Origin of the sequence: Psychromarinibacter halotolerans (assembly GCF_029168315.1) — a bacterium.
In the GTDB taxonomy this organism is placed as follows: domain Bacteria; phylum Pseudomonadota; class Alphaproteobacteria; order Rhodobacterales; family Rhodobacteraceae; genus Psychromarinibacter; species Psychromarinibacter halotolerans.
The window spans coordinates 714,072-734,611 of the sequence record NZ_JARGYD010000002.1; the positions used below are offsets into that span (position 1 = coordinate 714,072).

The window sequence follows — 20,540 nt, forward strand, 5'->3', positions numbered from 1 at the left end:
ACGCGGCACTGGCAAGGGCGGGCCTAGTTGTGTTCCTTCAGGAGACGCTGCTTCTGGCGGTTCCAGTCGCGCTTGGCCGCGGTTTCGCGCTTGTCGGCGACCTTCTTACCCTTGGCGATGCCCACCTTCATCTTCGCGATGCCGCGGTGGTTGAAGTACAGCACCAGCGGGACGACGGTCATGCCCTTGCGCTGGGTCTCGTTCCAGAGCCGGGACAGTTCCTTCTTCGACGCCAGCAGCTTGCGGCGGCGGCGTTCGTCGTGCCCGAAGGTCTTCGCCTGGGCGTAGGGCGCGATGTAGCTGTTCACCAGCCACAGCTCCCCATCGCTGACCTCGGCGTAGCTTTCCGCGATGTTGGCGGACCCCTCGCGCAGCGATTTCACCTCGGACCCTTCCAGCACGAGGCCGACCTCGAGATCGTCCTCGATCGCATAGTCGAACCGCGCGCGCCGGTTCTCGGCGACGACCTTGTAGTTGGTATTTTCCTTCGGCTTTGCCATAGCGGACAGGAGATAGGGTGTTGTTGCGGTCAAGTCCAGTGGTAGGCACCCGACCAAGGGCTTACCGACAAAGGAATAGGGGCCATGTTGCTGGAGATCCTGTACGGAACCGTACTTATCCTTGTCACGACCCTGCTGGGTCTGGCGGCGCTTCCGCTGCTGGATTGGCTGGCCGCCCGCGCGACGCCGGACGAGGCGGCACGGCATGGCCCCGGCTGGCTGTTGCTTCAGGTCGGCCTGTCGGTGATCTGGCTGCTGACGCTGATCCTGATGTCGTGCTGGGTCTGGTCGCTTTTGCTGCTGCACCTCGACCTGTTCGCGACGCTGGACGAGGCGATGTATTTCGCGCTGGTCGCCTTCACCACGGTGGGGTTCGGCGACGTGGTGCTGCCGCCGGAATGGGCGATCCTGTCGGGAATGCTGGCGATCAACGGCCTGTTCATGGCGGCGCTGCTGACCGGCGCTTTCGTGGATCTGGTGCGGAAGGTGCGGTCGGCCCAGACGTTGATGGCCCGCCGTCGGCACGACAGGATGGCCGCAGAAAGCGCAAGGCCGGCCCACAAGGACCGGCCCGAGGACTGACCGTCAGGTCGGTCTGATCAGTTGATAAGGCCCGCGTGGACCATCGCGTCGCGCATCATCTGCTTGGTGCCGTCGGTCAGGTCGACCAGCGGCGACCGCACGCTGTCGTTGCACATGCCCAGAACCGACAGGCCGAACTTGGCGCCGCACAGGCCCGGTTCGGTGAAGATCGCCTTGTGCAGCGGCATCAGCCGGTCCTGAATCGTCAGCGCGGTCGCATAGTCGCCGGCAAGGCAGGCTTCCTGCAGTTCGGCGCACAGCTTCGGTGCCACGTTCGCCGTGACCGAAATGCAGCCGATGCCGCCTTGGGCGTTGAAGCCGTGGGCGGTGGCGTCCTCGCCCGAGACCTGCACGAAATCGGGGCCGCAGGTGATCCGCTGCCACGACACGCGCGCAAGGTCGCCGGTCGCGTCCTTCACGCCGACGATGCGCGGCAGCTTCGACAGTTCACCCATCGTGTCGGGCGACATGTCCACCGCCGAGCGGCCGGGAATGTTGTAGATGATGATCGGCAGGTCGCAGCAGTCGTGCACCGCGCGGAAGTGTTCGTACAGGCCGCGCTGAGTCGGCTTGTTGTAGTACGGCGTCACCACCAGAGCGGCATCCGCGCCGACCGATTCCGCGTGCCGCATGAAACGGATCGCTTCCTCGGTGTTGTTCGACCCGGCACCGGCAACGACCGGCACGCGGCCAGCGGCGGCTTTGACGACCTCTTCCACCACCATCTCGTGTTCCGAGTGGGTGAGGGTGGGGCTTTCGCCCGTGGTCCCGACCGGCACCAGCCCGTGGCTGCCCTGCTCGATCTGCCACTCGACAAGCCGTTTGAGCGCATCGAGATCCACCGAGCCGTCCTTTGCGAACGGCGTCACCAGTGCGGGGAGAGATCCCTTGATCATGATGCGCATCCTTTCCTGTGTTCCTCGGGTGCGGTCCGATGGTCGGACCGGCCGCAAAATTGCGCGGACCCTAGTGCCTTGGCGTCGCGTTGCCAAGTTTGTGTGTTTCACTACAGCCCGCGGCCCGCTACCTTCTGGCCGCGAAAGCGTCAAGGGTACGAAATCATGCAACGTCGACTGTGGGCCGCCAGCTTGGCGGCGTTCTGCCTTTCGGGGGTGCCGGTTGCGGCACAGACGGACATGCGGCCAGCGCCGCGTCCGACGGCCGAAGGAGTGTCAGCCGATGTCCCGGGCACCGGGGCGGACGTGCCCACCGCAGAGGAAAACGCCACGGAAGTCACCGAAGCGGAACAGATGGAAGAGCCGTCGGATGACACCGTCCCCGAGGAAACGGTGGCCGCCGAGGACGTGTCGGACCTTGCCGTGGCGCTGACCGACCGGCTGCCGCCGCTGCGTCCCGACGACCTGATGACCGGGCACGAGTTCCGTGTCGCGCAGGCGGCTGCCGCGCGTCGGGACTGGGACCTTGCGCTGAAGCTGGCCGCCGCAGCGGCTGATCCGGTGGCGGTCGACCTGATCGAATGGCAGCGGCTGCGGTCGGGCGAGGGGACGTTCGCGGACTATCTGTCGTTCCTTGAGCGGAACCCCGACTGGCCGGGCCTCGCGCTGCTGCGCCGTCGTGGCGAATCGGAGATCCCCGAAGGTGCGGACCCCGAGCAGGTGGTCGCGTTCTTCGGGCCGCAGCCGCCGCAGACCGGGCGGGGTGCGTTCCGCCTTGTGCGGGCACTGGACGCGCTGGGCCGGGGCGGTGACGCACGGGCCGAGGCGCTGCGGGCATGGCGCGGGCTGGAGATGAGCGCGCGGGACGAGGAAGACTTTCTGCGGTTCTATGCCGATACGCTGAGCGACGCGCACGAGGATCGGATCGACTTTCTGCTGTGGGAACAGGACCGTGACGGCGTCGCAAGGGCAAAGGGCCGCGTCGGTGCGGCATGGGATGCGCTGGCCGATGCGCGCGAGGCGCTGCAACGCGAGGCCGCCGGGGTCGACACGCTGATCGGCAAGGTGCCGTCCGCGCTGCAGGGCAATGGCGGGCTGGCCTATGACAGGTTCACCTGGCGACTGGAAAAGGGCCGGCGCGACGATGCCGCCGACCTGATGATCGAGGTCAGCACCTCGGCCGAGGCGCTTGGCCGTCCGGCTGCGTGGGGCAACTGGCGCCGCATCCTTGCACGGCAGGCGATGCGCGACGGCGACGCCGCGCGGGCTTACACGCTGGCCAGCCATCACTACATCCCCGCCGACAGCGGCGAGTATTCCTATTCCGACCTCGAGTGGCTGTCCGGCTATATCGCGCTTCGCTATCTCGACGATCCCGCGACGGCGCTGACCCATTTCCGGCGGTTCACCGCATCGGTCGAGACCCCGATCTCGCTAAGCCGGGGCAACTACTGGGAAGGCCGTGCGCTGGACGCGATGGGCGATGCCGAGGCGGCGCAGGTGGAATACCGCAAGGGCGGCGTGCACCAGACGACGTTCTACGGGCTGCTGGCTGCCGAGAAGGCCGGCATGGGCATCGACCCCGCGCTGGTCGCCGACGGCCCCGAACCCGACTGGCGGCAGGCCGAGTTCGCGACCTCGTCGGTGTGGCGGGCGGCGGGATTGTGGAACGACGCTGGCGAACAGTGGGAAGCCATCCGCTTTCTGGCGCATCTGGCCGAGATCGTTCCGGCGGCGGACCTTGTCGCGCTGACGGACGCCACGATGTCGCTGGGCGACACCTTCGTGACGGTGCGGGTCGCAAAGCAGGCCGCAAGCGAGGGCGTCGTCGCGCCGCGTGCCTATTTCCCGCTGGCCGGGTTGGGCATCGATCTTCCGGTGGAAGAGGCGCTGGCGCTGTCGATCGCGCGTCGCGAAAGCGAGTTCAACGTGGCCGCGGTCAGCCCCGCCGGCGCGCGTGGCCTGATGCAGCTTATGCCGGGCACCGCGAAGCTGGTGTCGGGACAGCTGGACATGCCTTACGTCCTGTCGCGGCTGACCACGGACGGGGTCTACAACGCCACGCTGGGCAGCGCCTATCTGGCGACGCTGATCGAAGAGTTCGGGCCGAACTACGCGCTGGTCGCCGCAGGTTACAACGCCGGACCGGGTCGGCCCCGGCGGTGGGTGCAGCAGTACGGCGATCCGCGCGATCCGGGCATGGATCCGGTGGATTGGGTGGAGCACATCCCGTTCCGCGAGACGCGCGACTACGTGATGCGGGTCACCGAAAGCGTGCCCGTCTACCGCGCGCGGCTGACGGGCGAGTCGGGCGGCCCCATCGGGCTTACCGAGATTTTGAAAGCACGTTAGCGACAAGGGCGTCGAGAGGCGCCCAGTCGTTCAGTTCCAGCCGCACGGGAACGGTCAGCACCTTCTGCCGGAAGCTTTTCGGCAGGCGCACGGCGTCCTTTTCCGTCGTCACAAGCTGCGCGCCCAGCAGGGCGGCCTCATTCTCTAGCCGGGTCATCAACGGCTCTGTCAGCGGCTGGTGGTCGCCCAGCGGTTCCGCCCGGCGCAGGTTGGCGCCAAGGCCGCGCAGGGTGGCGAAGAACTTCTCGGGGTGACCGATGCCCGCGAAGGCGAGCACGTCGAGATCCTGCCAGTCCATGCCGGTCTGCAGCGGGTGCAGCGCGCCAGTCAGATGCGGCAGACGGATGCGGTCGCCCCAAGTCGCGGCGAAACGGGCTTGCGCGCGGTCGTCCCCGATCGACAGCAGGGCGTCCGCGCGGGCAAGTCCGGTGCCCACCGGTTCGCGCAGCGGGCCTGCGGGGATGACGCGGCCGTTGCCGAAGCCGGCACGCGCGTCGACCACCACCAGCGACAGGTCCCGCTGCACGGCCGGCGACTGGAACCCATCGTCCAGCAGGATCGCTTGCGCGCCCGCGTCCTCGGCGGCGCGGACCCCGGCGGCACGGTCCTTGGCGACCCAGACCGGACCGAAGGCCGAGATCAGCAGCGGCTCGTCCCCGGTGACGGCTGCCGTGTGCCGACGTTCGTCCACCCTGAGCGGGCCCTGTTCCGTCCCGCCGTAGCCGCGGCTGACGACATGCGTTTCGACGCCCTGCGCCTGCAGTCGGGACAGCAGCGCGATCACCGTGGGCGTCTTTCCGGTGCCGCCCGCGTTGATGTTGCCGACGCAGATTACCGGAACTCGGGCGCGATGCCCCTCGGCGGCGACCCGGCGGGCGGTGGCGTTTGCGTACAGCGCGGCAAGCGGGGCCAGCGCACGGGCCTGCCAGCCGGGGCGCGTTGGCGGCGCCGACCAGAAACGCGGCGGTCGCATCAGCGGTCCTCGATCGCGTCGAGCTCGGCAAGGACAAGGTCCATCGCCCGGTCGGTCACCTCGGCCCCCGAGGTGCAGACCTTCCACGCTTCGTGCGCCATCATCGCGGCGACGTCGGGCTGCAGCAGTTCTTCCAGCGCCTCGTACAGCTGGGCGGGGTTCCGCACCATCCGGGTCGCGCCCGCCGAGGCAAGCCGACCATAGGCGCGCCGGAAGCTGCGGACGTTCGGGCCGTGGATGATCGCAGAGCCCAGCGCGGCGGGCTCGAACGGGTTCACGCCGCCCGATGCCTCAAGCGACTGGCCAAGGAACGACACCGCGGCCAATCGATACCAAAGGCCCAGTTCCTCGATGCTGTCGGCGATGTAGATCTGCGTCTCTGCCTCGGGTTCGTCACCGGCGGACCGAAGGGCGGTCACGAATCCCTGGTCCTGCAACGCGGCCTGCAATTCGGCCCCTGCGTCGGGGCCGTCGTGATGGCCATTTTCTTCCGGGACAAGGATCAATAACAGACGGTGCGTTCTGCGCAGCGCCTGACGGTGGGCGTCTAGCACAGGTTCCAGTTCATCGTCGGCGGCGCGCACCGCCAGCCAGACGGGCCGGCCTTGCAGTTCCTCGGCCAGCGCATCGCGTTCCGCCTGATTGCAGGGCAGGGCGGCGGTGCCTTCCTCGAGATAGCCGATGACCTCGGTTTTCGCCGGGTCGGCGCCCAGACGGCGCAAAGAGCCGGCCTTGACCCGGTCGCCCGTGATCACATTGCGGAAGTCCGCTAGAAGCGAGCCGGACAAGGACGGCCAGAACCGCCAGCCGTGCGGTTCCGACGGGGCGGTGTGTGCGTCGACGAAGAACATGGGGATGTCGCGCTTGGCGGTCTGGGTCACCAGCGCCGGACGCACGTCCGGTTCGGTCCAAAGCGTCAGAGACGGTTGCCAGTGATCGAGGAACCGGCGGACGGGGGAAAGGGCGTCGGTGGGGGCAAGCTGCGACAGGGCGTCCGGCGTGCTGTCGAGCCGCTTTTCGGCTGTCGTGGTGAACAAGATGTTCAACTCGGCCCGTTCGGTCCGAAGCCGGTGGGCAAGTTCACGGGCGGCCAGCGCGTGACTGTCCTGCCCGGTGTGAATCCACAGCAGCGGGCCGTCGGGACGAGGCGCCGACGCCTCGCCGTTGCGTTCGCCGGCCATGACGCGGGCGGCATCTGCGCCGTTCCGCGTCGCGGCGGGCTTGCGCGCGGCCCGGCGGGACCGCGCTCGGGTGGCCAGATACAGCTTGAGGGAAAGCGAATTGGCCATGCGGCAGCGCCCTAGCTGTCGAGTTCCTCGGTCGAGGAGGCCTCGGCTTCCTCGTCGCGCAGGCGGTGCAGGTGGGCGATGAAATAGCGCATGTGGGCGTTGTCCACGGTGCGCTGGGCCGCCGATTTCCACGCGTCGTAGGCGGTGGCGTAGTTCGGGAAGATCCCGACGATGTCGATTTCGTCGACATTGGAAAAGACGGTCTTGGACGGATCGACGAGTTCGCCGCCGAAGACGAGGTGCAGGCGTTGGGTCATGCTGTTTTCCTTCCCGATTGCAGCGGCAACCTAGTCAAGCTGTGGGCGGGGGGAAAGGGCGATTGGTCCGGAACAGGGCCGTCGTGCAAACGGAAAGGGCCCCGCCGTTGCCAGCGGGGCCCCCTTGTGCGTCGCGTTGGGCGATCAGTGGATGACCGCGTCGTCCGGCGTCTGCCGGTTCGAACGGGCCACGCGGTCGCCCACGATCAGCCCGTCCGCGCCGGAGCTGACGGCGATCGTGTCGCCGTCCTTCACGTCGCCGGCCAGCAGCATCTCGGCCAGCCTGTCTTGCAGGCTGCGCTGGATCACCCGCTTCAGCGGGCGCGCGCCATAGACCGGGTCATAGCCTTCGTCGGCCAGCCACGTCACCGCCGCGTCGTCCAGTTCCAGCGCGATATTGCGCTGGGCCAGCCGCTTTTTCAGGCGGGCAAGCTGGATGTCGACGATGCCGTCCATGTCGGCCCGCGTCAGGCGGTCGAACACGACCATGTCGTCGAGACGGTTCAGGAACTCGGGCCGGAAGTGCGTCCGCACGGCATCCATCACGTCCCGCTTCGCCTGCACCGCGTCGGACCCTTCGGGCAGTTGCGACAGCGCCTGCGACCCAAGGTTCGAGGTCAGCACGATCAGCGTCTGCTTGAAGTCCACCGTGTGACCCTGCCCGTCGGTCAGGACACCGTCGTCCAAAACCTGAAGCAGCACGTTGAACACTTCGGGGTGCGCCTTTTCGACCTCGTCGAACAGCACGACCTGATAAGGCCGGCGCCGCACGGCTTCGGTCAGGACACCGCCCTCGTCATAGCCGACATAGCCCGGAGGCGCGCCGATCAGACGAGAGACCGAGTGTTTCTCCATGAACTCGGACATGTCGATGCGGACCATCGCCTTGTCGTCGTCGAACAGATACTCGGCCAGCGCCTTGGTCAGTTCCGTCTTACCGACGCCGGTCGGGCCGAGGAACAGGAACGACCCCAGCGGGCGGTTCTCGTCCTGCAGACCGGCACGAGCGCGCCGCACGGCGTTGGACACGGCAGTCACGGCGGCTCTTTGGCCGATCACCCGTTTGCCAAGCTCGTCCTCCATGTGCAGCAGCTTTTCGCGCTCGCCTTCCAGCATCTTGGACGTGGGAATCCCCGTCCAACGCTCGACGACCTGCGCGATCTGCTCGGGGCGCACGGCCTCTTCGACCATGACCTCGTCTTCGGCGTCCTCGGCGGCGTCCAACTGCTTTTCGAGCTGCGGGATCACGCCATAGGACAGTTCGCCCGCGCGCTGCAGGTTGCCCTGCCGCTTGGCCGTTTCCAGCTCGATCCGCGCGCGGTCCAGCTGTTCTTTGAGGTCGCGTGCCGATTCCAGCTTGTCCCGCTCGGACTGCCATTTGGCCGTCAGCTCGGCGGATTTCTCCTGAAGCCCGGCAAGTTCCAGTTCCAGCTTTTCAAGCCGGTCCTTCGATCCCTTGTCGTCCTCTTTCTTCAGGGCTTCCGCTTCGATCTGCATTTGCAGGATCTGACGGTCCAGTTGGTCAAGCTCTTCGGGTTTCGAGTCGACCTCCATCCGTAGGCGGCTGGCGGCCTCGTCGACAAGGTCGATGGCTTTGTCCGGCAGGAACCGGTCGGTGATATAGCGGTGCGACAGCGTCGCGGCGGCGACAAGGGCCGAGTCCGAGATCCGCACGCCGTGGTGCAGTTCGTACTTTTCCTTGATGCCCCGCAGGATCGACACCGTGTCCTCGACCGTCGGCTCGTCGACCATCACTGGCTGGAACCGGCGTGCCAAGGCCGCGTCTTTTTCGACGTACTTGCGATACTCGTCCAGCGTGGTCGCGCCGACGCAGTGCAGTTCACCCCGCGCCAAAGCCGGCTTGATCAGGTTGGCCGCGTCCATCGCGCCATCCGTCTTGCCCGCGCCGACCAGCGTGTGCATTTCGTCGATGAACAGGATGATCTCGCCCGCAGCGGCCTCGATCTCTTTCAGGATCGCTTTCAGACGCTCTTCGAACTCGCCCCGGTACTTCGCACCGGCGATCAACGCGCCCATGTCCAGCGCCATCAGCTTTTTGTTGCGCAGGGATTCCGGCACGTCGCCGTTCACGATCCGCAGGGCAAGCCCTTCGGCGATGGCGGTTTTACCGACGCCCGGGTCACCGATCAGCACCGGGTTGTTCTTGGTCCGGCGCGACAGCACCTGCATGGCACGGCGGATTTCCTCGTCGCGGCCGATGATCGGGTCGATCTTGCCCTCGCGCGCGGCCTCCGTCAGGTCGCGGGCGTATTTCTTCAGGGCGTCATAGCCTTCCTCGGCGCTTGCCGAGTCGGCAGTCCGTCCCTTCCGCAGGTCGTTGATCGCGCTGTTCAGCGCCATTGCATTGACAGCGCCGGCGTCCAGCGCGTCCTTGGCTTTGGATTTCACCACCGCAAGCGCGGTCAGCAGCCGTTCCACCGGAACGAAACTGTCACCCGCCTTGGTGGCGATCTTCTCGGCTTCGTCCAGAACCTTGGCGGTCTGGCGATCCATGTAGGTCTGGCCGCCCGAGCCGCTGACTTGCGGCAGCTTGGCGATTGCGCCTTCCAGCGCCTCGACCACGCGCTCGGGCGAACCGCCCGCACGTTTGATCAGGTTGGCGGCAAGCCCCTGATCGTCATCCATCAGCGCCTTCAACAGATGTTCGGGAACCAGCGCCTGATGGTTTTCCCGCATGGCGATCGTCTGTGCAGCTTGTAGGAAGCCGCGCGACCGCTCCGTGAACTTCTCCAAGTTCATCGCACTCTCCTTCTTAAAGCACCCATTGTCGGAAACGCCCGTCATCGGCGCGTCCCCCCTCGGGCCTCGATAAGGATTTGGGCGTTGCCGAATACGGTTTCAAGACAGGAGGATGTGCGATTTGTGCAAGGCTGTCGGAACTTCGGACGGGGCTGAAGCGTATATTTAGTAGCACGGCCCACACGGGCCACCAGAAGGAGCAGTCCCATGACAGCCATCGCAGGCGTGGACGACGTAATCTTCGACCCGACAACCCGCCGTTTCATCGGTCAGGTTCATCTTTTCCCCAAGACCGGACACCGACCGCTGCGCATTTCCGCGCCCGGACACCCCGCGTGGGGCCACCGGCGCATCAGCCGCGCGTTGATCGCTGCGGCCAAAGTGCAGCAGAAACAGGAGCGGCCCGATGCAGATCTTTGAGACCCGCGTGACCGACATGCATTACGACGCGGACTTCGACAGGGTCGAGGCCGCCGTCGCGCTGATCGTCAAGACACAGGCCGGACATCCGGCGCGCCGCATCCGGCTGCGCACGAGCCAGCCGTTGAAGGGCACGACCCCGGTTGAGGAACGCCTTGCCGCCGACGCTCAGCGGCTTGCGATGCGGATGGATGCGCCGCGGCGGCCCGGGCCAAACCACGCTTGACGCAAGGACTTCAAACGGGGACATAGGCGCGACCCCACGAAATGGAGACCGCCATGTCCCTGCCCATGCCCAAGGACGACCTGCACCCGGCCGCCGACGACCGCCTGATCGCGGCCCTAGACGTGCCGAACGCGCTGGAGGGGCTGCAACTGACAGGCCGCATCGGCGACGCGGTGTCGTTCTACAAGATCGGGCTTGGGATGCTGACCGGCGGCGGGCTGGCGCTGGCCAACGAGCTGAAGCGAGAGCACGGCAAGCGCATCTTTCTCGACATGAAGCTGTTCGACATTTCGGCGACCGTGGAAGCCGCAGTGCGCGGACTGGCGCAGTTCGATCTGGATTTCCTGACGGTGCAGGGCGACCCGGCGGTGGTCGCGGCGGCCAAGCAGGGGGCTTCGGGATCGGACATGAAGATCCTCGCCGTTACGGTTCTGACTTCTTACGACCGGGGCGATCTTGATGACGCGCAGTACCGCGCGGGCGACATTGCGGACATCGTGCTGGACCGTGCAGGTCGGGCGTTCGATGCCGGGGCGGACGGGGTCATCGCCTCGCCGCACGAGGCTGCGGCCATCCGTGCGCTGGGCAATTCCACCGGCAAACTGATCGTGACCCCCGGCGTGCGGCCTGCGGGCGCCGACTCGGGCGACCAGAAACGCATCGCGACGCCGGCCAGCGCCATTGGCGACGGGGCGGATCATATCGTGGTCGGGCGCCCGATCTGGACCGCGCAGGATCCCCGTGCCGCCGCGCAGGCGATCGTGGCAGAACTGCCCTAAGGCGTCAGTCTCCGGCGAGGAAGAAGAGCAGTTTCCACGCGCCGGACTGCTTCGAGAAGATCGCCCGGTAATCCACCAGCGCCCGCGCGTCGTCGGCATCCACGAAGCCGCGCATGCCGTCGCTGGTCTCGACCGCGTAAAAGCCACTGCCTTCTCCGCCTTCGACACGCGTGACGACGTCCCAGTTCAGCCGCGCAAGTTCTGCGGCCCAGCGGATCGGGCGGTTTCGCAGTGGGACGCTTTCGCCAAGGATCCAATAGACGGCAAACGGATCGTCGACGCCGGGAAGCTCCAAGGTGAACAGGTAGGGCGCGATGAACTCGGTGCCGCCCTGCTCGAATGCGCCGCCCAGCCGCAATGTGGTCTCTAGCGCGGCCCAATAAGCCTCGCGCAGGGCCGGTGCCTCGTGGCGGTACTCTTCGGCCAGCGTTTCCTCTGGTACGGTCATCATCTGCACGAAGGTATCGTGTCCGCTGTCGAGGCCGAAGCTTAGCTGTACGGTCTCGTCGGTCATCGACAGGATTGCGTCGATGTCCCGCGCGATGACCGCATCAAGGAACGCCCGCCGGAACGCGGCGAACTCCGGGTCGTTCGGTGCCTCGTCCACGGGGGGCACCCGCATTGGCTGCGCCGCCACCGCGACGGCCCAGAACACTGCAAGGATCACACCGACCAGACGCACCATTGCCGCTTTCCCTTTCGCCGAATGCCGGAAGAAGGGCACAGCGGATGGGTTGGTGCAAGGGGTCGCCCGCCTTGCAGGCGCGCGCGGGCGGGACTAGGTGGGGTGAGGTTTCAATTCACGAAAGTCCCTGCGCATGTCCGACCGTCTCGCTTCCCTGACCGAACGCCTGCTTGACGCCGCCCGCAAGGCCGGGGCCGAGACTGCCGATGCCATCGCGGTTGAGGGCACCTCGATCAACATCGACGTCCGGGGCGGAAAGCTGGAACAGGCAGAGCGGTCCGAGGGCACCGACATCGGGCTGCGCGTCCTGATCGGGCGGCGGCAGGCCAGCGTTTCGGCCTCTGACACGTCGGACCAGACCATCGCGCAGATGGCCGAACGCGCCGTGGCGATGGCAAAGGAAGCGCCCGAAGACCCGACCGCCGGCCTTGCCGACCCCGAGCAGCTTGCCCGCGACTGGGACGTTGCCGCGCTGGACCTTGACGATCCGTCCGATGAACCCGATCCGCAGACGCTTGAGGACCGCGCCCGCGCCGCCGAAGCCGCCGCTGTCGCCGTGTCCGGCGTCAGCCAAAGCGATGGCGCCAGCGCGGGCTATGGCCGCCGGGCGCATCATCTGGCAGCGACCAACGGGTTCGCGGGCGGCTATGCCCGCACCAGCCACGGTGTGTCCTGCACCGCGATCACCGGCACCGGCACCGGGATGGAGCGCGACCACGCGTTCGAGGGCCGCCTGCACGCCGCCGACATGCCCGCCCCGGAAGAGATCGGTCGCCTTGCCGGTGAGCGCGCGGCTGCGTTGGCGGGGATGCGGCGCCCGAAGACCGGCGCGTTTCCGGTGCTGTACGATGAACGCATTTCGTCCGGGCTGATCGGCCACCTGCTGTCCGCGATCAACGGGACCGCCGTCGCGCGCGGTGCAAGCTGGCTGCGCGATGCGATGGGCCAGCAGGTTCTGCCCGACTGGCTGTCGATCACCGAGGATCCGCATCGCCCGCGCGCGGCCGCGTCGCGCCCGTTCGATGCCGAAGGGCTGGCGACGGCGCAGCGCAAAATCGTCGATGCGGGCCATCTGCACGGCTGGGCGCTTGATCTGGCGACAGGTCGCAAGCTTGGCCTGCCCAGCACCGCCAACGCGACACGGGGCACCAGCAGCCCGCCGTCGCCCGGTGTGTTCAACATCGAGTTGACCGCGGGGCCGAAAAGCCGCGCCGAGCTGATGGCCGAGATGGGCACCGGGCTGATGGTGACGTCGCTGCTTGGCAGTTCGATCAATCCGACGACGGGCGACTATTCCCGTGGCGCGTCCGGCTTCTGGATCGAGAACGGCGAGATTGCCTATCCCGTGAACGAATGCACGCTGGCCGGCAACCTTCGGGACATGCTGATGCGGATCACCCCGGCGAACGACGCCCGGGCGCATCGCAGCTATCGTGTGCCCTCGCTTCTGGTCGAAGGGCTCACCCTTGCCGGAGAGTGATGCCGACCTGCTGAGCGCGGCTGCCAGCGAGGCGGCCAAGATCGCGGTGCGCTATTGGCGCACGGATCAGAAGGTGCGCGACAAGGGGGACGGCGCGGGCCCGGTCAGCGAGGGCGACATCGCCGTCGATACCTACCTGCGCAAGACCCTGACGCAGGCGCGGCCTGACTATGGCTGGCTGTCCGAGGAAACACCGGACAACCCCGAACGGCTATCGGCCAAGCGCGTGTTTATCGTCGATCCGATTGACGGGACCCGCGCCTATGTGGACGGCCAGACGACGTGGGCGCATTCGCTGGCCGTGGTCGAGCGCGGGAAGACCGTGGCGGCGGTGGTGCATCTTCCGAAGCTGGAAAAGACTTACAGCGCCCAGCTTGGCGGCGGCGCGCTGTTGAACGGTGAACCGATTGCCACGTCGGCCCGGACGACGGCGGACCGGGCCGAGGTTCTGGCGTCGCGCCCCGTGATGGACGCGGCGCATTGGCCGGGCGGTGTGCCGGACGTCGAGCGGCACTTTCGCCCGTCGCTTGCCTATCGCTTGTGCCTTGTCGCCGAGGGCCGGTTCGACGCGATGATCACCCTGCGCCCGACATGGGACTGGGACATCGCGGCGGGGGCCCTGATCGCCGCAGAGGCGGGCGCCTTGGCCACCGATGCGAAGGGCGCCGCGTTGCGGTTCAATTCCAAGGGCGCGCAAAGCGCCGGATGCGTGGTGGCACCGGGGGCGTTGCACGGAGATTTCCTGCGCCGGCTTGGGCAGGGCTGAGCGCGCAGCACGCACCAATCAGGATCAATGGCGGCATCCGCTGGGAATGCGGGTTGCGGCTTTGGGTGGCGATGGTATGTTATACAGTAACAATCATGGAGCCTGCGATGCCAATCCCCGATAAACGTCTGCCTGTCACGGTCCTGTCCGGTTTTCTGGGTGCCGGAAAGACCACGCTTTTGAACGACGTCCTGAACAACCGCGACGGTCGACGCGTGGCGGTCATCGTCAATGACATGTCCGAAGTGAACATCGACGCCGATCTTGTACGCGACGGCGGCGCCGACCTGTCGCAGACCGAAGAGAAGCTGGTCGAGATGACCAACGGCTGCATCTGCTGCACCCTGCGGGACGACCTTCTGCTGGAGGTGCGGCGGCTGGCGGACGAGGGGCGCTTTGACTACCTGCTGATCGAATCCACTGGCGTGTCGGAACCGCTGCCGGTGGCGGCGACCTTCGAATTCCGCGACGCCAACGGCGAAAGCCTGTCGGATGTCGCGCGTTTGGATACGATGGTGACGGTGGTCGATACGGTGAACCTGCTGCAGGACTACGCCAGCCACGACTTCATCGCGGACCGGGGGGAAAGCCTGGGCGACGGCGACGACCGGTCGCTGGTGGACTTGTTGGTGGACCAGATCGAGTTCGCGGATGTTGTGGTGCTGAACAAGGTGTCGGCTGCGGGGCCACAACGAGTGGACGCGGCGCGCAAGATCGTCACCGCGCTGAACCCGGACGCGCGGATCGTCGAGACGGATTTTTCCAAGGTGCCCGCGTCAAAGATCTTCGACACCGGGCTGTTCGATTTCGAAACCGCACACGAACATCCGCTTTGGGCCAAGGAGCTGTACGGCTTTGCCGACCATGTGCCCGAAACCGAGGAGTATGGCGTATCGTCCTTCGTGTACCGGGCGCGGGCGCCGTTCGATCCGGTCAAGATCCATGCGGCGCTGACCGGGCCGCTGCCGGGGGTGATCCGGGCCAAGGGACACTTCTGGATCGCGACGCGGCCTGACTGGCTGGCCGAGTTCTCGATGGCGGGTGCGCTGAGCACTGTGAAGCCGCTGGGCCGCTGGTGGGCGACGGTGCCGAAAGAGCGTCGGCCCGATCACCCCTATATCCGGGACAACTGGATCGAGCCTTGGGGCGACCGCCGCCAAGAGTTGGTGTTCATCGGGTCGGGCATGGACCGTGAGGCGCTTGTGGCGGCGTTGGACTCGGCGCTGCTGGAGACGGCTGATGGCTTCGCCCCGGCGGACTGGGCCGATATGGCCGATCCGTTCCCCGGCTGGCGCGAGGCGTCGCAGGCCGCATGAGACGGGGCAACGACACCTGTTCCCTGCCGCGACGGCGGCGGGCGGGGAACCCGATGGCCGAGTACGACCGCCTGCCACCGGACCTGCGCCGATGGCTGAACGGTGCGGCCCTGCCGTGGTCGCCGCGTTCGGCGCTACGGGCGTGGCGGGACGCGATGCGACAGGCCGAAGGCGACGCCGGTTCGGCGGCACGCGCCCTGTCCGGGCTGGAAGAGCGCCTGCTGAGGCGCGATGCGGTGAAGGTCTGGGGCGCAGGGCGCCACTGACGGCCTTTCAGCGACTTCGCGGTGACACGTGACCCCGCCGGACGGAACCGGCGGGGTTTTGCGTTCCGGGCCGCGATGCGGTCGGACCGGCCGGGCGCATGGCCCGAGGCCTTGGGGATGGTTGGAGTCCGCCCCGACCGACCGCGACCCGGTCGGCATCCGGTCAGCCGTGGCCAGCCGGAATCAGACCCATCTGCTGGGCGGCGGCAAGTTCCGCGTCGTTGAGAAGGCCGTCCGAATTCTCGTCCGCCGTCGCGAACTGTTCGCGGGTGACGGCGGGATGTACCGACTGGATCTCTGCCAAGCTGACGGACCGGTCGCCGTTGGCGTCCATCTGTTCCATCGTCATCGCGACGGCGGTGTCGCCGGTGGCGGCGAGGATGCCCAGAGTGATGAGCGCGTTCTTCATGTAAATGTATCCTCTGTTGCGGGGGCGTGGGTGGTCGTAGCCTTGTCCACGGGCAGAGGATGGGGGCGGAAAACGGTTGGCGCAGCGGTGATCTGAAACCGGGGCGGTTTTCGGCGTCCGCCCGCAGAAAGAGGCCGCGTCGCAGCGCGGTGTTCCGCGCGAAAAGAGGGGTGTGGTGCCTATCGGCGGCAAGCCACCGGTGCGATGGGCGCATTCCGGCGGCTGGGTGCCCACGGCGCGGGGGGACGCGCCGTGAGCGGGGTCCGGCCGGCTGGGTGACCGGCCGGTGCGGGATTTACATCGCCGGCATGATGACGGCGTCGATCACGTGGATCACGCCGTTCGAGGCCTCGATGTCCGGGGTCACAACGTTTGCGTCGTTCACCATGACGCCGCCCTCGGTCGAGATGGTCACGTCAGACCCCTGAACGGTGGTGGCGGTCATGCCGTCCGACAGATCGCCGGACATCACGGCGCCCGGAACGACGTGGTAGGTCAGGATCTCGGTCAGCTGATCCTTGTTCTCGGGCATCAGCAGGGTGTCCACGGTGCCTTCGGGCAGCGCGGCGAACGCATCGTCGGTCGGGGCGAACACGGTGAACGGGCCTTCACCCGTCAGCGTTTCCACCAGACCGGCGGCTTCGGCGGCGGCGAGCAGGGTCGAGAAGCTGCCGGCGTCCTGAGCGACCTCGACGATGTTCATTTCGGCGGATTGGGCATAGGCTACGGCCGGCAGGGCGAAAGCGGTGGCGGCGGTCAGCGTCATCATGGTTCTGCGCAGCATTGAGTAACTCCCTTCATTGCAATGCAGATGTCGTCGGTGACATCGCGGTGGCTACGGGGCGCACCGCCCGGTTAGATCAAGGTCACATTTCTGAATGACGTTCTTGACGCTTGGTCAATCCGCGCTAAGCCGCACGCTTGCCGCTTTTCAAATCACGACCGGGTGACGCAACGTGAACTCAGGTGAGCACGCCCTTGCGGTCCGGCGGCTATTTCGCGGAGGGTGTCGGCGGGACCGCAGGCACCGGAGGAGGCACCATGCTGTACATGAACGTCGTCGCGAGGGCGCTGGAGATCATGGCGCTGGCCTTTGTCGGCGCGGTCGGCTGCGCGGCGCTTCTGGCGGCGGTTCTTTACGTCATCGACAAGACGCAGACGGCGGACGCTGTGCGCCGCAACTACCCGGTGATCGGACGGTTCCGTGGTGTGTTCACCGAGCTTGGGGAGTTCTTCCGACAGTATTTCTTCGCGATGGACCGCGAGGAGATGCCGTTCAACCGGGCACAGCGGGACTGGATCGGACGGGCGTCGGCGGGGGCAGGGAACACGGTGGCCTTCGGGTCGACCCGCAATCTGAACGTCGTCGGTACGCCGATCTTCGTGAACGCCGCTTTCCCTCCGCTGGACGACCAAAGCGCCAGCACCGAGCCGATGATGGTCGGCCCTCACGCGCGCGAACCTTATATGGCGCAATCTTTCTTCAACATCTCGGGCATGAGTTTCGGCGCCCTGTCCCGACCTGCCGTGCGTGCGCTGAGCCGGGGCGCGAAAGAGGCCGGGATCTGGATGAACACGGGCGAGGGCGGTCTGTCGCCCTATCACCTGGAGGGTGGCGCGGACATCGTGTTCCAGATCGGCACCGCGAAATACGGTGTGCGCGACGCATCCGGAAACCTGTCGGACGACCGGCTGCGCGAGATCGCCGGGCACGCGCAGGTGCGGATGTTCGAGATCAAGCTGGCGCAGGGGGCCAAGCCCGGCAAAGGCGGCATCCTTCCGGCCGAGAAAGTCACCGCCGAGATCGCAGCGATCCGGGGTATCCCGGAAGGGCAGTCCAGCATCTCTCCGAACCGGCATATCGAGGTCGACGACTGGGGCGATCTGCTGGATATGGTCGCCCACGTCCGCGAGGTGACCGGTAAGCCAACGGGCATCAAGACCGTCGCCGGGTCGATGCAGCCGCTGTCCGAACTGTTCGCGCTGATCGTGCAGCGCGGTCCCGACAGTGCGCCGGACTTCATTACTCTCGACGGCGGCGAGGGCGGCACGGGGGCATCGCCGCTGCCGCTGATGGACCTTGTGGGCATGTCGATCCGCGAGGCGCTGCCGCTGGTTGCGAACCTGCGCGATCACTTCGGCCTGAAAGAGCGCATCCGTCTTGTGGCCAGCGGCAAGCTGGTGAACCCCTCGGACGTGGCATGGGCGTTGTGCGCCGGGGCCGACTTCGTGACGTCGGCGCGGGGCTTCATGTTCTCGCTGGGCTGCATTCAGGCGATGAAGTGCAACCGCAACACCTGCCCGACCGGGGTGACCACCCACGACAAGCGGCTGCAGCGGGGGTTGGTGGTCGAAGACAAGTACAAGAAGGTGGCCCATTACGCGAAGGGCGTCATCAAGGAAGTCGAGACGATCGCCCATTCGGTCGGGGCCAGCGAGCCACGGCGGATGCGCCGCAGGCACGTTCGGATCATGACCGATCAGGGCATCTCTGTGCCGATGAACGAGCTGTTCTCACGAAATGCTGAAGAGCGCAGGCGTAACAATTTGAACCCTTCAAGCGAACTGCATCCGTAACTGACTGTAAGATGCCGTCATGCGGTTGCCTGGTCCGACGTCCAATAGGTGTCGGGCCATAGTGGGAAACCCGATGTGGCGGCGGCCGCTGGTCGGCCTAGGTTTTGAAACGGAGGAAAGACAATGGCTGGACGCTGGAAGAACGATCTGAACTGGTCCGACGTGACGCCCAAGGCGGCGTTCCTGAACCGTCGCCAACTGATCGCGGGCGCATCCGCGCTGGCTGCGGGCGGGATCGCCGGCCCGGCGCTCGCCGATCTTGGCGCAAAGCCGTCGCAGTTTTCGACCGACGCCACGCCGAACACGTTCGAAGAGATCACCACCTACAACAACTTCTACGAATTCGGCACCGGCAAGTCCGACCCTGCCGAATATGCGGATGCGCTGACGATCGATCCGTGGACGGTGAAGATCGACGGCATGGTCGACAAGCCGGGTGACTATTCCTTCGACGACATCATGTCGGGTGTCGAACTAGAGGAGCGGATCTACCGGTTCCGCTGTGTCGAGGCGTGGTCGATGGTGGTGCCGTGGGTCGGGTTCGAACTTGCCGATCTGCTGGACCGCGTCGGCGTGCAGCCGGGGGCCAAGTACGTGGCCTTCGAAACTCTGTACCGCCCGGAAGAGATGTGGGCCCAGAAGCGGCCGATCCTTGAATGGCCCTACCGCGAGGGTCTGCGGCTGGACGAGGCGATGAATCCGCTGACGATCCTGTCGACCGGCCTGTACGACGAACCGATGCCCAAGCAGAACGGTGCGCCCCTGCGGTTGGTGGTTCCGTGGAAGTACGGCTTTAAGTCGATCAAGTCGATCGTCCGCATCAGCCTTGTCGAGGACATGCCGCCCACCAGCTGGAACATGGCCAACGCCAGCGAGTACGGCTTCTATAGCAACGTGAACCCGCAGGTGGACCACCCGCGCTGGACGCAAGCCAGCGAGCGGCAGGTCGGCGGCGGTCTGTTCGCCAAGCGGATCCCGACGCTGATGTTCAACGGATACGAAGACGAGGTCGCCGGGATGTACGCCGGTATGGACCTGTCGAAGTTCTACTGAGGCCGGTCGCATGACCCTTCCCGATCGCATCAACGCGGCCGTCCGCGCTGTCCCGTCTTGGGTTCTCTACGCGCTGGCGCCGCTGCCGGCGGCATGGTGGTTCTACCTTGGCTTCACCGGCGGGCTCGGCGTCGAGCCGATCAGCGCGCTGGAACACAAGGTCGGGCTGTTCGCCCTGCAGCTTCTGATCGCGGGGCTTGCCGTCACGCCGCTGCGGCGGTTCGCCGGGGTCAACCTGATCCGGCACCGGCGCGCGATCGGGGTGGTGGCCTTCTTCTATGTGCTTCTGCACCTGCTGATCTGGCTGGTATTGGACATGAGCCTGCTGTGGTCTCAGATCGCCGCCGATCTGGTGAAGCGGTGGTACATCATCGTCGGCATGGCCAGCTTCGTTCTGCTGATCCCGCTGGCGGTGACGTCCAACAACTGGTCCGTGCGCAAGCTGGGCTCAACTTGGCGCACCCTGCACAAGCTGGTCTACGGTGCCTGCCTGCTGGGTGGGCTGCACTTCGTCATCCTGTCGAAAGGCTTCCAGCTGGAACCGATGGTCTACATGGCGATCATCGTCGGGTTGCTGGGGCTTCGTCTGGTGCCCAAACGCCGCCCGATGATGGCCCGCGCCTGACTGGGGGCCGCGAGCGCCCCGGAGTCGGCGGCGCGACTCGCGAGTCGAAGCGGGATTCCGGGGTTTCCGAAGCAGATTCCGTGGATGACTCGGTGGATAAGCGGTTTCCGAGTCGGTTCCGGCCAAAACGGACCTAGCGGCAGCTGCGGGGAGTAAGCGGCGACGACCACAAAACTGAACGATTATCCCGTTGTTTTATTACAGTAAAATGACCCCCGGCAAAAAGATTGGCCGTTTTCTGAAAAAAGGCCTTGCGGGTTGTCGGTGTGATCCGTAAATACCCCTTCACCGGCGGCGCTGAGGCGCTGGCGGGACGGCCCGGGGGTCGC

At 66.4% G+C, this 20,540-nt stretch carries 21 protein-coding genes; 12 read left to right on the plus strand and 9 right to left on the minus strand.

The genetic code is table 11. From position 1 onward, the window contains the following. Nucleotides 1-23 precede the first annotated feature (23 nt). Nucleotides 24-500, minus strand: coding sequence for an SsrA-binding protein SmpB (smpB, locus tag P1K30_RS08415; protein ID WP_275632247.1), 477 nt, complete (start codon nucleotides 498-500; stop codon nucleotides 24-26). A gap of 84 nt (nucleotides 501-584) precedes the next feature. Between smpB and P1K30_RS08420 the strand changes: the two genes are divergently transcribed. Then, nucleotides 585-1,082, plus strand: coding sequence for a potassium channel family protein (locus P1K30_RS08420; RefSeq protein ID WP_275632248.1), 498 nt, complete (start codon nucleotides 585-587; stop codon nucleotides 1,080-1,082). 17 nt (nucleotides 1,083-1,099) lie between these two features. Here the strand turns inward: P1K30_RS08420 and dapA are convergent, their stop codons facing one another. After that, complete coding sequence (gene dapA, locus P1K30_RS08425) at nucleotides 1,100-1,978, minus strand: 4-hydroxy-tetrahydrodipicolinate synthase (protein ID WP_275632249.1); 879 nt, start codon at nucleotides 1,976-1,978, stop codon at nucleotides 1,100-1,102. Between the two features lie 273 nt (nucleotides 1,979-2,251). Here dapA and P1K30_RS08430 point away from each other — a divergent pair, with 273 nt between their 5' ends. Then, the gene (locus P1K30_RS08430) at nucleotides 2,252-4,330 is read left to right on the plus strand and encodes a lytic transglycosylase domain-containing protein (protein WP_275632250.1); all 2,079 of its coding nucleotides are present in this window, start codon (nucleotides 2,252-2,254) and stop codon (nucleotides 4,328-4,330) included. Here the strand turns inward: P1K30_RS08430 and lpxK are convergent. The 4 genes from lpxK to clpB all read right to left on the minus strand — a co-directional run bounded on the left by lpxK (nucleotide 4,305) and on the right by clpB (nucleotide 9,609). After that, on the minus strand, nucleotides 4,305-5,303 hold the full coding sequence (lpxK, locus tag P1K30_RS08435; protein WP_275632251.1) for a tetraacyldisaccharide 4'-kinase: 999 nt from the start codon (nucleotides 5,301-5,303) through the stop codon (nucleotides 4,305-4,307). The two genes, P1K30_RS08430 and lpxK, sit on opposite strands and share 26 nt — an antisense overlap. Then, entirely contained in the window at nucleotides 5,303-6,592 is a 1,290-nt protein-coding gene (locus tag P1K30_RS08440) for a 3-deoxy-D-manno-octulosonic acid transferase (protein WP_275632252.1), read from the minus strand. Before P1K30_RS08440 ends, lpxK begins: the two co-directional genes overlap by 1 nt. A gap of 11 nt (nucleotides 6,593-6,603) precedes the next feature. Continuing rightward, on the minus strand, nucleotides 6,604-6,849 hold the full coding sequence (locus tag P1K30_RS08445) for a DUF4170 domain-containing protein (protein ID WP_275632253.1): 246 nt from the start codon (nucleotides 6,847-6,849) through the stop codon (nucleotides 6,604-6,606). Between the two features lie 144 nt (nucleotides 6,850-6,993). Then, nucleotides 6,994-9,609 carry an ATP-dependent chaperone ClpB gene (clpB, locus tag P1K30_RS08450; RefSeq protein WP_275632254.1) on the minus strand — a complete coding sequence of 872 codons (2,616 nt, stop codon included), beginning with the start codon at nucleotides 9,607-9,609 and terminating at the stop codon, nucleotides 6,994-6,996. A 225-nt stretch (nucleotides 9,610-9,834) separates the two neighbouring features. Here clpB and P1K30_RS08455 point away from each other — a divergent pair, with 225 nt between their 5' ends. From P1K30_RS08455 to pyrF, 3 genes are read left to right on the plus strand one after another with little or no spacing between them, the layout of a single operon-like run. Next, nucleotides 9,835-10,029 carry a hypothetical protein gene (locus P1K30_RS08455; protein WP_275632255.1) on the plus strand — a complete coding sequence of 65 codons (195 nt, stop codon included), beginning with the start codon at nucleotides 9,835-9,837 and terminating at the stop codon, nucleotides 10,027-10,029. Next, on the plus strand, nucleotides 10,016-10,255 hold the full coding sequence (locus P1K30_RS08460) for a hypothetical protein (protein ID WP_275632256.1): 240 nt from the start codon (nucleotides 10,016-10,018) through the stop codon (nucleotides 10,253-10,255). Before P1K30_RS08455 ends, P1K30_RS08460 begins: the two co-directional genes overlap by 14 nt. 53 nt (nucleotides 10,256-10,308) lie before the next feature. Next, entirely contained in the window at nucleotides 10,309-11,034 is a 726-nt protein-coding gene (pyrF, locus tag P1K30_RS08465) for an orotidine-5'-phosphate decarboxylase (RefSeq protein WP_275632257.1), read from the plus strand. 4 nt (nucleotides 11,035-11,038) lie between these two features. Here pyrF and P1K30_RS08470 read toward each other — a convergent pair whose 3' ends face one another. Continuing rightward, nucleotides 11,039-11,719: a hypothetical protein gene (locus P1K30_RS08470; protein WP_275632258.1), complete on the minus strand. Its 681-nt coding sequence runs from the start codon at nucleotides 11,717-11,719 to the stop codon at nucleotides 11,039-11,041. 133 nt (nucleotides 11,720-11,852) lie between these two features. Between P1K30_RS08470 and P1K30_RS08475 the strand changes: the two genes are divergently transcribed. The 4 genes from P1K30_RS08475 to P1K30_RS08490 all read left to right on the plus strand — a co-directional run bounded on the left by P1K30_RS08475 (nucleotide 11,853) and on the right by P1K30_RS08490 (nucleotide 15,547). Beyond that, nucleotides 11,853-13,199 carry a TldD/PmbA family protein gene (locus P1K30_RS08475; RefSeq protein ID WP_275632259.1) on the plus strand — a complete coding sequence of 449 codons (1,347 nt, stop codon included), beginning with the start codon at nucleotides 11,853-11,855 and terminating at the stop codon, nucleotides 13,197-13,199. Next, nucleotides 13,186-13,965, plus strand: coding sequence for a 3'(2'),5'-bisphosphate nucleotidase CysQ (locus P1K30_RS08480; RefSeq protein ID WP_275632260.1), 780 nt, complete (start codon nucleotides 13,186-13,188; stop codon nucleotides 13,963-13,965). Before P1K30_RS08475 ends, P1K30_RS08480 begins: the two co-directional genes overlap by 14 nt. A gap of 107 nt (nucleotides 13,966-14,072) precedes the next feature. Further along, nucleotides 14,073-15,281: a GTP-binding protein gene (locus P1K30_RS08485; RefSeq protein ID WP_275632261.1), complete on the plus strand. Its 1,209-nt coding sequence runs from the start codon at nucleotides 14,073-14,075 to the stop codon at nucleotides 15,279-15,281. Beyond that, nucleotides 15,278-15,547 carry a DUF6525 family protein gene (locus P1K30_RS08490; RefSeq protein WP_275632262.1) on the plus strand — a complete coding sequence of 90 codons (270 nt, stop codon included), beginning with the start codon at nucleotides 15,278-15,280 and terminating at the stop codon, nucleotides 15,545-15,547. Before P1K30_RS08485 ends, P1K30_RS08490 begins: the two co-directional genes overlap by 4 nt. A gap of 163 nt (nucleotides 15,548-15,710) precedes the next feature. Here the strand turns inward: P1K30_RS08490 and P1K30_RS08495 are convergent, their stop codons facing one another. Together P1K30_RS08495 and P1K30_RS08500 are read right to left on the minus strand one after the other, a co-directional pair. Further along, complete coding sequence (locus tag P1K30_RS08495; RefSeq protein WP_275632263.1) at nucleotides 15,711-15,956, minus strand: EF-hand domain-containing protein; 246 nt, start codon at nucleotides 15,954-15,956, stop codon at nucleotides 15,711-15,713. 295 nt (nucleotides 15,957-16,251) lie between these two features. After that, on the minus strand, nucleotides 16,252-16,740 hold the full coding sequence (locus tag P1K30_RS08500) for a fasciclin domain-containing protein (RefSeq protein ID WP_275632264.1): 489 nt from the start codon (nucleotides 16,738-16,740) through the stop codon (nucleotides 16,252-16,254). Nucleotides 16,741-17,006: 266 nt separating this feature from the next. On the opposite strand from P1K30_RS08500, the gene P1K30_RS08505 reads away from it, so the two are divergent. The 3 genes from P1K30_RS08505 (at nucleotide 17,007) to msrQ (ending at nucleotide 20,211) form a co-directional block, all read left to right on the plus strand. After that, nucleotides 17,007-18,533 carry an FMN-binding glutamate synthase family protein gene (locus P1K30_RS08505; protein ID WP_275632294.1) on the plus strand — a complete coding sequence of 509 codons (1,527 nt, stop codon included), beginning with the start codon at nucleotides 17,007-17,009 and terminating at the stop codon, nucleotides 18,531-18,533. A gap of 123 nt (nucleotides 18,534-18,656) precedes the next feature. After that, nucleotides 18,657-19,586, plus strand: a complete 930-nt coding sequence (msrP, locus tag P1K30_RS08510; protein ID WP_275632265.1) for a protein-methionine-sulfoxide reductase catalytic subunit MsrP — start codon at nucleotides 18,657-18,659, stop codon at nucleotides 19,584-19,586. A gap of 10 nt (nucleotides 19,587-19,596) precedes the next feature. Then, nucleotides 19,597-20,211 (plus strand): protein-methionine-sulfoxide reductase heme-binding subunit MsrQ, encoded by a 615-nt coding sequence (msrQ, locus tag P1K30_RS08515; RefSeq protein WP_275632266.1) that lies wholly within the window; start codon nucleotides 19,597-19,599, stop codon nucleotides 20,209-20,211. Nucleotides 20,212-20,540: the final 329 nt, after the last annotated feature.

Coding starts and splice junctions, on each gene's coding strand:
- P1K30_RS08440 (WP_275632252.1), bottom strand. CDS start 6,592: ATGGCCAATTCGCTTTCCCTCAAGCTGTATCTGGCCACCCGAGCGCGG.
- smpB (WP_275632247.1), bottom strand. CDS start 500: ATGGCAAAGCCGAAGGAAAATACCAACTACAAGGTCGTCGCCGAGAAC.
- pyrF (WP_275632257.1), top strand. CDS start 10,309: ATGTCCCTGCCCATGCCCAAGGACGACCTGCACCCGGCCGCCGACGAC.
- P1K30_RS08485 (WP_275632261.1), top strand. CDS start 14,073: ATGCCAATCCCCGATAAACGTCTGCCTGTCACGGTCCTGTCCGGTTTT.
- P1K30_RS08490 (WP_275632262.1), top strand. CDS start 15,278: ATGAGACGGGGCAACGACACCTGTTCCCTGCCGCGACGGCGGCGGGCG.
- P1K30_RS08470 (WP_275632258.1), bottom strand. CDS start 11,719: ATGGTGCGTCTGGTCGGTGTGATCCTTGCAGTGTTCTGGGCCGTCGCG.
- P1K30_RS08445 (WP_275632253.1), bottom strand. CDS start 6,849: ATGACCCAACGCCTGCACCTCGTCTTCGGCGGCGAACTCGTCGATCCG.
- P1K30_RS08475 (WP_275632259.1), top strand. CDS start 11,853: ATGTCCGACCGTCTCGCTTCCCTGACCGAACGCCTGCTTGACGCCGCC.
- P1K30_RS08460 (WP_275632256.1), top strand. CDS start 10,016: ATGCAGATCTTTGAGACCCGCGTGACCGACATGCATTACGACGCGGAC.
- P1K30_RS08500 (WP_275632264.1), bottom strand. CDS start 16,740: ATGCTGCGCAGAACCATGATGACGCTGACCGCCGCCACCGCTTTCGCC.
- P1K30_RS08420 (WP_275632248.1), top strand. CDS start 585: ATGTTGCTGGAGATCCTGTACGGAACCGTACTTATCCTTGTCACGACC.
- msrQ (WP_275632266.1), top strand. CDS start 19,597: ATGACCCTTCCCGATCGCATCAACGCGGCCGTCCGCGCTGTCCCGTCT.
- lpxK (WP_275632251.1), bottom strand. CDS start 5,303: ATGCGACCGCCGCGTTTCTGGTCGGCGCCGCCAACGCGCCCCGGCTGG.
- msrP (WP_275632265.1), top strand. CDS start 18,657: ATGGCTGGACGCTGGAAGAACGATCTGAACTGGTCCGACGTGACGCCC.
- clpB (WP_275632254.1), bottom strand. CDS start 9,609: ATGAACTTGGAGAAGTTCACGGAGCGGTCGCGCGGCTTCCTACAAGCT.
- P1K30_RS08505 (WP_275632294.1), top strand. CDS start 17,007: ATGAACGTCGTCGCGAGGGCGCTGGAGATCATGGCGCTGGCCTTTGTC.
- dapA (WP_275632249.1), bottom strand. CDS start 1,978: ATGATCAAGGGATCTCTCCCCGCACTGGTGACGCCGTTCGCAAAGGAC.
- P1K30_RS08495 (WP_275632263.1), bottom strand. CDS start 15,956: ATGAAGAACGCGCTCATCACTCTGGGCATCCTCGCCGCCACCGGCGAC.